Annotated in this window: 11 protein-coding genes and 1 pseudogene; 6 read left to right on the forward strand and 6 right to left on the reverse strand. The window is 58.3% G+C overall.

Annotation, left to right across the window (positions count from 1 at the left end):
* Window positions 1-210 precede the first annotated feature (210 nt).
* From ABLV04_RS24280 to ABLV04_RS24300, 5 genes and pseudogenes are all read right to left on the reverse strand, one after another.
* Complete coding sequence (locus ABLV04_RS24280) at window positions 211-1,203, reverse strand: transketolase family protein (protein ID WP_044521816.1); 993 nt, start codon at window positions 1,201-1,203, stop codon at window positions 211-213.
* Window positions 1,203-2,048, reverse strand: a complete 846-nt coding sequence (locus ABLV04_RS24285; RefSeq protein ID WP_023288936.1) for a transketolase — start codon at window positions 2,046-2,048, stop codon at window positions 1,203-1,205. Before ABLV04_RS24285 ends, ABLV04_RS24280 begins: the two co-directional genes overlap by 1 nt.
* Window positions 2,049-2,061: 13 nt before the next feature.
* Window positions 2,062-2,811 (reverse strand): glucose 1-dehydrogenase, encoded by a 750-nt coding sequence (locus ABLV04_RS24290; protein ID WP_044521813.1) that lies wholly within the window; start codon window positions 2,809-2,811, stop codon window positions 2,062-2,064.
* A 50-nt stretch (window positions 2,812-2,861) separates the two neighbouring features.
* A complete protein-coding gene (locus ABLV04_RS24295; RefSeq protein WP_072421941.1) occupies window positions 2,862-4,196 on the reverse strand; it encodes an MFS transporter in 1,335 nt (444 codons plus the stop codon).
* Window positions 4,197-4,484: 288 nt separating this feature from the next.
* A pseudogene (locus ABLV04_RS24300) lies at window positions 4,485-4,620 on the reverse strand (hypothetical protein).
* Here ABLV04_RS24300 and ABLV04_RS24305 point away from each other — a divergent pair.
* The 6 genes from ABLV04_RS24305 to ABLV04_RS24330 all read left to right on the forward strand — a co-directional run bounded on the left by ABLV04_RS24305 (window position 4,612) and on the right by ABLV04_RS24330 (window position 11,354).
* Window positions 4,612-5,535, forward strand: coding sequence for a LysR substrate-binding domain-containing protein (locus ABLV04_RS24305; protein WP_180266392.1), 924 nt, complete (start codon window positions 4,612-4,614; stop codon window positions 5,533-5,535). The pseudogene ABLV04_RS24300 and the gene ABLV04_RS24305 sit on opposite strands and share 9 nt — an antisense overlap.
* Before the next feature lie 73 nt (window positions 5,536-5,608).
* Window positions 5,609-6,268 (forward strand): transcriptional regulator CecR, encoded by a 660-nt coding sequence (gene cecR / locus ABLV04_RS24310; protein WP_023288932.1) that lies wholly within the window; start codon window positions 5,609-5,611, stop codon window positions 6,266-6,268.
* Window positions 6,268-7,263 carry a secretion protein HlyD gene (hlyD, locus tag ABLV04_RS24315; RefSeq protein ID WP_023288931.1) on the forward strand — a complete coding sequence of 332 codons (996 nt, stop codon included), beginning with the start codon at window positions 6,268-6,270 and terminating at the stop codon, window positions 7,261-7,263. Before cecR ends, hlyD begins: the two co-directional genes overlap by 1 nt.
* Window positions 7,256-8,995, forward strand: coding sequence for an ATP-binding cassette domain-containing protein (locus ABLV04_RS24320; RefSeq protein WP_064155138.1), 1,740 nt, complete (start codon window positions 7,256-7,258; stop codon window positions 8,993-8,995). The genes hlyD and ABLV04_RS24320 overlap by 8 nt, the downstream gene beginning before the upstream one ends.
* Complete coding sequence (locus tag ABLV04_RS24325) at window positions 8,985-10,118, forward strand: ABC transporter permease (protein ID WP_023288929.1); 1,134 nt, start codon at window positions 8,985-8,987, stop codon at window positions 10,116-10,118. The genes ABLV04_RS24320 and ABLV04_RS24325 overlap by 11 nt, the downstream gene beginning before the upstream one ends.
* 129 nt (window positions 10,119-10,247) lie before the next feature.
* Window positions 10,248-11,354: an ABC transporter permease gene (locus ABLV04_RS24330; RefSeq protein ID WP_180266391.1), complete on the forward strand. Its 1,107-nt coding sequence runs from the start codon at window positions 10,248-10,250 to the stop codon at window positions 11,352-11,354.
* On the opposite strand, the gene ABLV04_RS24335 is transcribed toward ABLV04_RS24330, so the two are convergent.
* Window positions 11,316-11,726 (reverse strand): YbhQ family protein, encoded by a 411-nt coding sequence (locus ABLV04_RS24335; protein ID WP_012542390.1) that lies wholly within the window; start codon window positions 11,724-11,726, stop codon window positions 11,316-11,318. The two genes, ABLV04_RS24330 and ABLV04_RS24335, sit on opposite strands and share 39 nt — an antisense overlap.
* Between the last annotated feature and the right edge of the window lie 42 nt (window positions 11,727-11,768).

Raw genomic sequence — 11,768 nt, forward strand, 5'->3', positions numbered from 1 at the left:
CTCCGAACCGCCCCGGCCCAGTGAAGGGCGTAGTTTTCAGGGAGATTATTGCGATAAGAGATGGCAAAAACCACAATGCCATGAAGGGGCGCAGTCTAGCAGATTTTGTGACAGGCCGCATAAAATCTGCAAAAGAATGCCGCGCCTGGCTGGCGGGGGAAAGAAGGCCGCTGAGGGCGCTCAGCGGCCAGGCGGGTCGCCGCAGCGCGGTTAACGCAGACGATACTTAATTTTTTCAACGATCTTCGCGGTGGAGATGCCGTAGCGATCGTGGAGGGTCGGCAGCGCGCCGGCTAACAGGAACGCGTCAGGCAGCCCTACGGTATCCAGCTCGCAGCGAACCCCATTGCGCATCAGCAGGGCGGCCACCGCCTCTCCTAACCCGCCGACCGCGGTGTGGTTTTCGGCGGTGACCACCAGGCGACCCGGCTTCGACGCCTGTTCAATAATCGCTTGTTCATCCAGCGGTTTGATGGTCGGCACGTGCAGGACCGCCACGCTGATATTATCGTCCCGCAGCTTTTCAACCGCCTCCAGCGCGCGCATGGTCATTAGCCCGGAGGAGATAATCAACACGTCGTTGCCGTCCTCCAGCAGCTTCGCTTTGCCCAGTTCGAACTGATAGTCGTATTTATCCAGCACCAGCGGCACCTTCCCGCGAAGCAGGCGCATATAAACCGGGCCATGATGATCGGCAATGGCCGGTACCGCCTGCTCAATCTCCAGCGAATCGCAGGGATCGACGATGACCATTCCAGGGATACCACGCATGATCGCCAGATCTTCGGTGGCCTGATGACTGGGGCCATAGCCGGTCGTCAGGCCCGGTAGCGCCGCGCAAATCTTGACGTTCAGATGCTCTTCAGCGATCACCTGATGAATAAAATCATAGGCGCGACGGGTCGCAAAGGCGGCATAGGTGGTGGCGAAGGGAATAAATCCCTCCTTCGCCATGCCTCCCGCCGCCGCCATCAGCAGTTGCTCCGCCATTCCCATCTGGAAAAAGCGATCCGGGAAGGCCTGGGCGAAAATATGCAGGTCAGTATATTTTGACAGGTCCGCGGTCATACCGACGATCGCCGGGCGCTGCGCCGCGAGTTTCGACAGCGCGACGCCGAAGGGCGCAGAGACGGTGGCCTGGCCTTCATCGGCAATCGAAGCGATCATCGCCGACGTTTTTAAACGGGGTTTACTCTGGCTCATTACAGCACTCCTTCCGGTTTGTTAGCGTCCAGCACCGCAATCGCTTTTTGCCATTCGTCGGCATCGACGCGAATAAAATGGTTCTTATCGCGGGTTTCGAGGAACGGCACCCCTTTGCCCATCAGCGTGTCGCATAAAATGACCCGCGGCTGGTTGCCGGAATAACTTTTCGCGTTGTCAAAGGCGGCCATCACCGCCGACAGATCGTTACCGTCCACGCGCTGCACGTACCAGCCGAAGGCGGCCCATTTATCCTGCAGCGGCTCAAAGCCGAGGATTTTGCGTGAATCGCCGTCGGCCTGCTGTTTGTTGACGTCGACAAGGTTAATCAGGTTGGTCAGGCCATAGTGAGCCGCCGACATCGCCGCTTCCCAGGTCGAACCTTCATCCAGCTCCCCATCGGACATCGAGTTATAGACCCAGGCCTTGCTCTGTTTCTGCCGCAGGCCGAGCGCCATGCCGACGGCGATAGACAGCCCCTGCCCCAGCGAGCCGCCGGACATCTCCATCCCCGGGGTGTAGGTCGCCATGCCGGACATCGGCAGGCGGCTGTCGTCGGAGCCGTAGGTTTCCAGTTCCGCTTCCGGAATAATGCCCGCCTCCAGCAACGCGGCATAATAAGCGATAGCGTAATGGCCATGAGAAAGCAGGAAGCGATCGCGCCCCTCCCACTCAGGATCTTCCGGGCGATAGGTCATGGCGTAACTGAAGGCGGTAGCCAGCACATCGGCATACCCCAGCGCCTGGCCAATATAGCCCTGCCCCTGAACTTCCCCCATTTGCAGGGCATAGCGGCGGATACGCCACGCCGCCGCGGCGACTTTTTGTGATTCGGTGATGTTCATCTCTGTGCCTCGCTTAGTGAATTAACATGCCGCCGTTAACGTCCAGGGTGATACCGGTGGAGTAGGAAGAGAGGTCGCTGCCGAGGAACAGCGCGGCGCGGGCGATGTCCACCGCGTCGCCGAGGCGGTTCATCGGAATGCCGGCAAGAATATTGGCCGTCATGTCGTCCGTCAGCTTGCCGGCGGTAATGTCGGTCTGAATTAGCCCCGGGGTGATGCAGTTAACGCGGACGTTGTCCGGGCCAAGCTCGCGCGCCATCGCCCGCGCAAGGCCGAGCACGCCGGCTTTTGCCGCGCTGTAGTGCGGACCGCCGAAGATACCGCCGCCGCGCTGGGCGGAAACGGACGAGATGCAGACGATGCTGCCGGATTTTTGCGACCGCATCGTGGGGATCACCGCCTGTGACATCAGCAGCGTGCCGCGCAGGCTGACATCGAGCACCGCGTCATAGTTGGCGCGCTTGATGTCCATTAGCTTCAGCGGCTGGGTGATCCCGGCGTTATTGACCAGCACATCGACCCGGCCGTATTTCGCCAGAATCTGTTCGATGGCCGCCTGCACCTGCACTTCGTCGGCGACGTTCGCCGCCAGGCCGAGATGGCCTTCGCCCAGCGCCGCCGCGGCGGTTTTACTGGCTTCGCCATTGAGGTCGATAATGACCACTTTCGCGCCGTTTTCGGCGAATAATTTCGCGGCCGCAAAACCCAAACCGCGTGCGGAGGCCGCGCCAGTAATAATGGCGACTTTATCTTTTAATAACATAGTTTCACTCCATGACATTACGTCATATTAATTAACAGGATCTATTTTCGTTATTGTGGCTCATCGAGGAAAAGAATCACCACCAAACCGATTGCGGCGCAGATACCAAAATAGGTAAAGACAGAATTAAAGCTCCCCGTTTTATCCAGTAAGAAACCAGCCACCATCGGCGCCACAAATCCGCCGAGGTTGCCGCCGCTATTAATAATGGAAGAGGCGATCGGATAGGTTTTGCTGTCCGAAACGGCCATACCGTAGGCGGTAAAAGCCGGCCAGCCGATATTCAAACAGAAACCGACAAAGAATAAACCAATACAGACCGCCAGGCTGCTTGCCGGTATATTCAGCATAATTAACATCATGACTACGGTTGATACCGCTGTGAATATCATGGTTGGTTTACGCCGGCGGCCTAATAATTTATCCGAAATCCATCCTCCGCCAATCGCGCCAATAAAGCCGCCGATGCACGGCATACTGGCCACGAAGCCCATACTCATCACATCGAAACCGCGCTCTTTCACTAAATACAGCGGGATCCAGGTTAATAATCCATATAACACGCTGACCATCATAAAATATGCGAGGCAGTCTCCGAGAATATTTTTTGAGGTAAATAATCCCTTCGCCGTATCCACAGGCGGCATTTTTTTCACTCGGATAATTTTATCCAGCCAGGTGAAGCGATCGGCGATTAATATATTTTCACGTACACCGTCATTATGATGGCTGTCCCGCCCGGCATTAATCTCTGCCAGTTCGCTTTGAGATACGAATCCGCTTTCCGCGGGCTTTGACTTCACCAACAGGTACCACGCTATCGCTGCTACGATCCCGGGAATAGCAAAGGAGAAAAAGACCCACCGCCAGCCCCAGGTCACCGCAATCCACACCGCCAGCGGCGGCACGATAATCGGGGCAAACATGGTCGCCGCGATGTAAACGCCGGTTGCCGTGGCTTTCTCTTTCGGCGGAAACCAGTTGTTTATCGTCGACGCCAGCCCCACCGGGCAGGGACCTTCGCTTAGTCCCAAGCCCAGCCGCACCAGCTTCAGGCCAAATACGGAGCTCACCGTGCCCATCAGCCAGGTAAAAGCGGAGAAGCCGAAAATAGATAGCGAAACCAGCCCTCGAGTGCCGCGTCTGGCGATGAAAAAGCCGGCCGGGATCTGGCTGACCGCATAGCCGAGGAAAAACATACTGGCAATCGCTCCGGCCTCAAAATTATTGATATGAAATTCATCAATGATAAACGGCAGTACCGCGCCGATATTCGTTCTGTCGGCGTAATTGATGGCATACACCAGGAAAATCATCGTCAAAACCACAAAACGATATTTTGTTTTCCTGGCGTCAGTACAGACCAGCGTATCTATACGTGACATAGGGTTTCCTCATCTTATACCTCTTCCACTTCGCCGTAGGTTGCCGCCAGGGATCGCCGCGTTTCACGCGCCCTGGCGCAACAAGAGAGACATGTCTTTTCGCACAGCGAAACAGGTGGTTAGGTGTTTTATTATTGCGATCCAAGCGCATCGCAGTTTGTGATCAGGCCTGTGAGGGGAATATAACAACCCAAAAATGAAAAGGTATTCAAAAAAGCTCAATTATGATTGAGAAAAATTGAGTTAGTGACTCCCCGCAAATTTTAGCCTTTACTGAGAGGCGCGCTTTTAACGAGATAAATTGTTAAGCCCATCACAAATTAAAAGGTTATTTTCGCTTTTCCCTATGCTGTTCATCACGGCTGCGCCACGCTGTTCGCCATTTTCTTTTATTCGCGCCCCGCAGGATGCCGCCATGAGTCAACCGCTGCCCAATAAAAATCTGCCGATGCCCTCTTTACGCAATATCCAGGCTTTTATTGAAGTCGCCGCAACCGGCAGCCTCAACCTGGCCGCAGAGAACCTCAACATTACCGCCTCGGCGGTCAGCCACCAGATAGCCAGTCTGGAGCACTTGCTGGGAAAAAAACTGTTCTCCCGCAGCAGCAAAGGCGTGATGTTAACCGCAGTGGGAGAAAAATATCTCAAAGAGGTCTCCGGAGCGCTGAATATGATTGGCCAGGCCACCAGCCAGGTGATCAACGATATTCATCAGGATTATTTACGTATTCACTCAGCGCCGAGCTTCGGCCTGCTGTGGCTGATGCCGCGGCTGGATAAATTCCGTCAGGCGTGGCCGGAGCTAAAAATTAGCCTGACCTGCTCTTACGAAAGCATTCAGTTCTCCCGGGATAATATTGATATCGATATTCGCCACGGGCTGTCGCAGTGGCCGACGCTGCTGGTCAGGACCATTAAAAATGAGTGCGTCCTGCCCTACAGCGCCTCCTCTTATTTAGCCCGCCATACGGTTCGCGCCCCGGAAGATCTGCTGGCCTGCGATCTGATCCATTCCGACAGCACCTTAATTAACTGGAGCAACTGGCTGTCGTGGCACAAGGTCCGCGGCTGGCACAAAAACTTTATCTTTAATTTCGACCGGTCGTACATGAGCATCGAGGCGGCCCGGATGGGGATGGGGGTGATCCTGGAAAGCAATCTGCTGGCCGGCGGCCACGTGCGTCAGGGGCAGCTGACGCCGGTGTTTGCCGACGAGCGGAGTATGCCGGTCGGCGCGCACCACTTCGTCCTTCCCCACGCCAATGAACAGAAGGAAAAGGTCCAGCGCTTCTTCGCCTGGGTCGCCGGGGAGCTACAGGGAGACGGTTTTCATATTTAGTCCAGGCTGGTGGACAAACCGCCAGTCGGCGCCTAAAGTTAATCAATCGATTGATTAATTTTTTCAGAGCGCGATGACCAGCAAAGGCGAACAGGCAAAAAGCCAGCTTATCGCGGCCGCTATCGCCCAGTTTGGCGAGTACGGCCAGCATGCCACCACCCGCGATATCGCCGCCCAGGCCGGGCAGAATATCGCCGCTATCACCTACTATTTTGGCTCGAAAGACGACCTGTATCTCGCCTGCGGCCAGTGGATCGCCGATTTTATCGGTGACAATTTTCGCCCGCACGCCGAAGCGGCGGAGGCCCTGCTCGCCGGAGAGTCGCCGGATCGCCAGGCGATCCGCGCCCTCATCCTCAGCGCCTGCCATAACATGATTCTGCTGCTGACCCAGGATGATACGGTCAACTTGAGCAAATTTATTTCCCGGGAACAGCTGGCGCCCACCGCCGCGTACCATCTGATCCACCAGCAGGTGATCGCCCCCCTGCACCACTATCTCACCCGGCTGATCGCCGCCTGGACGGGTCGCGATGCCGGTGATACGCAAATGATCCTCCATACCCACGCCCTGCTGGGCGAGGTGCTCGCTTTCCGTCTCGGGCGTGAAACCATCCTGCTGCGCACCGGCTGGACGCAGTTTGACGCGCAAAAAACCGAACAGATTTTTGAGGTCATTACCTGTCATATCGATTTCATTCTGCATGGGTTATCGCAAAGGAGTTTGGGCTGATGAAAAAACCCGTCGTCGTCATTCTGCTGATCGTGATTCTTCTCGCCGCGCTGGGCGGCGGCTGGTGGTGGTACCAGAGCAGCCGGCAGCAGCCGCTGACTCTGTATGGCAATGTCGATATCCGCACCGTCAATATGAGCTTCCGCGTCGGCGGCAGACTGGCCTCGCTGACCGTCGACGAAGGCGACAGCATCCGCGCCGGGCAAACCCTCGGCGAGCTTGACCGTGCCCCCTATGAAAACGCCCTGCTGCAGGCGCAGGCCAACGTCTCCACCGCCCAGGCGCAGTATGACCTGATGATGGCCGGCTACCGCTCGGAAGAGATTGCCCAGGCCGCGGCGGCAGTGAATCAGGCGCAGGCCGCTTACGACTACGCGCAAAACTTTTATCAGCGCCAGCTGGGTTTACGCGCCAGCAGCGCCATTTCCGCCAACGATCTGGAGAACGCCCGCTCCTCGCGCGACCAGGCGCAGGCAACGCTGAAGTCAGCGCAGGATAAACTGCGTCAATACCGCGCCGGCAATCGTCCGCAGGAGATAGCCCAGGCCAAAGCCAGCCTCGAACAGGCGCAGGCGGCGCTGGCCCAGGCTAAACTGGACCTGCACGATACCGTGCTGACCGCCCCTTCCGACGGCACGCTGATGACCCGCGCCGTCGAGCCCGGCACCATGCTCAACGCCGGCGGCACCGTGCTAACCCTCTCCCTGACCCATCCAGTATGGGTCCGCGCCTACGTTGACGAGAAAAACCTCGGCCAGGCGCAGCCGGGACAAGCAGTGCTGCTTTATACCGACAGCCGGCCGGATAAGCCCTATCACGGCAAAATCGGCTTTGTCTCGCCGAGCGCTGAGTTCACGCCGAAGACTGTCGAGACGCCGGACCTGCGCACCGATCTGGTCTACCGTCTGCGCATCGTGGTAACCGACGCCGACGGCGCGCTGCGCCAGGGGATGCCGGTGACCGTCTCCTTTGACAACGGGAACGGACATGAGTGAGGCCGTCGTCGCCTTAAACGGCCTGAGCCGCCGTTTCCCCGGGATGGACAGGCCAGCGGTGGCCCCGCTGACCTGTACGATCCGCGCCGGCTACGTCACGGGGCTGGTGGGCCCCGACGGCGCAGGGAAAACCACCCTCATGCGGATGCTCGCCGGGTTGCTTAAGCCTGATGAGGGCAGCGCCAGGGTGATTGGCTTTGATCCGCTAAAAGACGACAGCGCTCTGCACGCGGTGCTCGGCTATATGCCGCAGAAGTTCGGCCTGTATGAAGATCTGACGGTGATGGAAAACCTCACCCTGTACGCCGATCTGCGCAGCGTCACCGGCGAGGCGCGGAAGAAAATTTTCGACCGCCTGCTGGAATTCACCGCCCTTGGCCCGTTCACCGGGCGGCTGGCGGGCAAGCTCTCCGGCGGCATGAAGCAAAAGCTGGGGCTCGCCTGTACCCTGGTGGGTGACCCGAAGGTGCTGCTGCTGGATGAGCCCGGCGTCGGCGTCGACCCGATCTCCCGCCGCGAGCTATGGCAGATGGTGCACGAGCTGGCCGGCGACGGCATGCTGATCCTGTGGAGCACCTCTTATCTCGATGAAGCCGAGCAGTGTCGCGATGTGCTGCTGATGAACGAAGGCAAACTGCTCTATCAAGGGGAGCCGACGGCCCTGACGCAAACCATGGCCGGGCGCAGCTTTCTGGTCTCCAGCCCGCAGGAGAACAACCGCCGCCTGCTGCAGCGGGCGCTGAAGCTGCCGCAGGTTAGCGACGGCGTGATTCAGGGCAAATCGGTGCGTCTGATCCTGAAAAAGGAGGCGCGCATCGATGAGGTTCAGCAACATGACGATATGCCGTCGCTGCAGGTGACCGACACCGCGCCGCGCTTTGAAGACGCCTTTATCGACCTGCTCGGCGGCGCCGGGACCGCCGAATCGCCGCTGGGGGCGATTATCCATCGCGTTGACGGCAGCAAAGACGAAACGGTGATTGAGGCGCAGTCGCTGACTAAAAAATTTGGCGATTTCGCCGCCACCGACCACGTCGATTTCCAGGTCAAGCGCGGCGAGATCTTCGGCCTGCTCGGCCCCAACGGCGCAGGGAAATCCACCACCTTCAAAATGATGTGCGGCCTGCTGGTGCCCACCTCCGGCAAAGCGCTGGTGCTGGGGATGGATCTCAAGGTCAGCTCCGGCAAGGCGCGTCAGCATCTGGGCTATATGGCGCAAAAATTTTCGCTGTACGGCAACCTCAGCGTCGAGCAGAACCTGCGCTTTTTCTCCGGGGTCTACGGCCTGCGTGGCCGGGCGCAAAATGACAAAATTGCCCGCATGAGCGATGCCTTCGGTCTGAACGGCATCGCCCGCCACGCCGCCGACGAGCTGCCGCTCGGCTATAAGCAGCGGCTGGCGCTGGCCTGCTCCTTGATGCATGAACCCGACATTCTTTTTCTCGACGAACCCACCTCCGGGGTCGATCCCCTCACCCGTCGCGAGTTCTGGCTGCATATCAACAGCATGGTGGATAAAGGGGTGACAGTGATGGTCACCACTCACTTTATGGATGAGGCGGAGTATTGCGACCGCATTGGGCTGGTCTATCACGGCAAGCTTATCGCCAGCGGCACCCCGGACGCACTGAAGGCCCAGGCGGCGGATGACAACCAGACGGACCCGACCATGGAGCAGGCGTTTATTACCCTGATTAACCGTTGGGATAAGGAGAATGGCCATGAGCAGTAATCTCCTCTCCTGGCGGCGGGTCCGCGCCCTGTGCGTCAAAGAGACCCGGCAGATCGTCCGCGATCCCAGCAGCTGGCTGATTGCGGTGGTGATCCCTCTGCTGCTGCTGTTTATCTTCGGCTACGGCATTAATCTCGACTCCAGTAAGCTGCGGGTGGGGGTTCTGCTGGAGCAGCAGAGCGAAGAGGCGCTGGACTTCGTCCATACCATGACCGGCTCGCCTTATATCGACGCCACCGTCAGTGACAATCGCCAGCGGCTAATTGAGCTGATGCAGGCCGGTCGCATCCGCGCGATGGTGGTTATTCCGGTGGACTTTGACCGCCAGATGGCCCGCCCCGGCGCCACTGCGCCGCTCCAGCTCATCACCGACGGCAGCGAGCCCAATACCGCTAACTTCGCCCAGGGCTACGTGGAGGGTATCTGGCAGATCTGGCAGCAGCAGCGGGCGGAAGACCGCGGCGAGACCTTTGAACCGCTGATCGACGTGCAGATGCGCTACTGGTTTAACCCGGCGGCCATCAGCCAGCACTTTATTATCCCCGGGGCGATCACCATTATCATGACCGTGGTCGGCGCCATATTGACCTCGCTGGTGGTGGCCCGCGAATGGGAGCGCGGCACCATGGAGGCGCTGCTGTCGACGGAGATCACCCGCGCTGAACTGCTGCTGTGCAAGCTCATCCCCTACTACTTCCTCGGCATGCTGGCGATGCTGCTGTGTATGCTGGTGTCGGTGTTTATTCTCGGCGTCCCCTATCGCGGTTCGCTGCCGATCCTGTTTGTCATCACCAGTCTGTTTTTGCTCAGCACCCTGGGGATGGGACTGCTGATCTCGACGATCACCCGCAACCAGTTTAACGCCGCGCAGGTGGCGCTGAACGCCGCCTTTTTACCGTCGATAATGCTGTCCGGGTTTATTTTCCAGATAGACAGCATGCCGGCGGTGATCCGCGCGGTGACCTATGTGATCCCGGCGCGCTATTTCGTCAACACCCTGCAAAGCCTGTTTCTGGCGGGCAATATTCCGGTGGTGCTGCTGGTGAATGTGCTGTTTTTGATTGCTTCGGCGGTGATGTTTATCGGCCTGACGTGGCTGAAAACCAAACGGCGTCTGGATTAGGTTTTGCCCGGTGGCGCTGCGCTGACCGGGCCTACGGTTTAACCAACATCGATTATACGGTTCGCCGAACCCGTAGGCCGGGCGTACGCAGTGCCGCCCGGCGTTGTTGAATGGGCCAAAGGAGCTATTATGTTTCACCGTTTATGGACATTGATCCGCAAAGAGCTGCAGTCGCTGCTGCGCGAACCGCAGACGCGGGCGATTTTAATCATGCCGGTGCTGATTCAGGTGCTGCTGTTTCCCTTTGCCGCGACGCTGGAGGTGACCAACGCCACCATCGCCATCTATAACGAGGACAGCGGTCGCCACGCGGTGGAACTCACTCAGCGCTTTGCCCACGCCAAAGCCTTTACCCACGTCCTGCTGCTGAAAAGCCCGCAGGCGATCCAGCCGACCATCGATGAACAAAAAGCCCTGCTGGTGGTGCGCTTCCCGGCGGATTTCTCACGCAACCTCGACAACTATCAAACCGCCCCGCTGCAGCTCCTGCTTGACGGGCGCAACTCCAACAGCGCGCAAATCGCCGCCAACTATCTGCAGCAGGTCGTGAAAAATTACCAGCAGGAACTGCTGGAGGACAAAGCGAAGCCGAACAATAGCGAACTGGTGGTGCGCAACTGGTATAACCCGAATCTCGACTACAAGTGGTTCGTGGTGCCGTCGCTCATCGCCATGATCACCACCATCGGGGTGATGATCGTCACCTCGCTGTCGGTGGCCCGCGAGCGCGAGCAGGGCACCCTCGATCAGCTGCTGGTCTCGCCTCTCGCCACCTGGCAAATCTTTGTTGGTAAAGCGGTGCCGGCGCTGATCGTCGCCACCCTGCAGGCGACTATCGTGCTGGCGATTGGTATCTGGGCCTATCAGATCCCGTTTGCCGGCTCGCTGCTGCTGTTCTATTTCACCATGGTGATTTACGGTCTATCGCTGGTGGGCTTTGGCTTATTGATCTCATCGCTGTGCGCCACGCAGCAGCAGGCGTTTATCGGCGTGTTCGTCTTTATGATGCCGGCGATTCTTCTCTCCGGCTACGTTTCACCGGTGGAAAACATGCCGCAGTGGCTGCAGGATCTGACCTGGATAAACCCGATCCGCCACTTTACCGATATCACCAAGCAAATTTATCTGAAGGATGCGAGTCTGGAGATTGTGTGGGGAAGTTTGTGGCCGCTACTGGTCATAGCGGCCACCACCGGCTCAGCGGCGTATGCGATGTTCCGAAGAAAGATTGCGTAATTTTTTATCTTTCGCCAGCAGCGAGACCACCGCCGGGCCTGCCAGTATCACCAGCCCGGCGAGGGCCAGCAGCAGGTTGTTGTGCAGCACGCGCGACAGCAGCCACAGCGCTATCATGGCGGCGCCGAAGTACCAGGTGGTGGTGAGCTCCTCAAGGAAGTCTCCCACATCGCGCCAGCGCGCCTCGTGATGACGCTGCAGAAACAGCATCGCCAGCAGCGTGACGCTGTAGAGGACGCACAGCCCTAATCCGACGCGCACCAGCGCGCCGCTCATCCATCCCATCACCAGCACTGCCACGACCAGTAGATGCAACATAATCTGCCAGCAACTAAGACCTGTTGCGACGCGTACACGTTGTTGCCACTTCATGGCTTCTCTCCTGAAGGATTTTTCTCTGCTACTCAGAGTACC

The sequence above is a fragment of the Klebsiella sp. JN_Kp127 genome, from assembly GCF_040062505.1.
Classification (GTDB): Bacteria; Pseudomonadota; Gammaproteobacteria; order Enterobacterales; family Enterobacteriaceae; genus Klebsiella; species Klebsiella quasipneumoniae.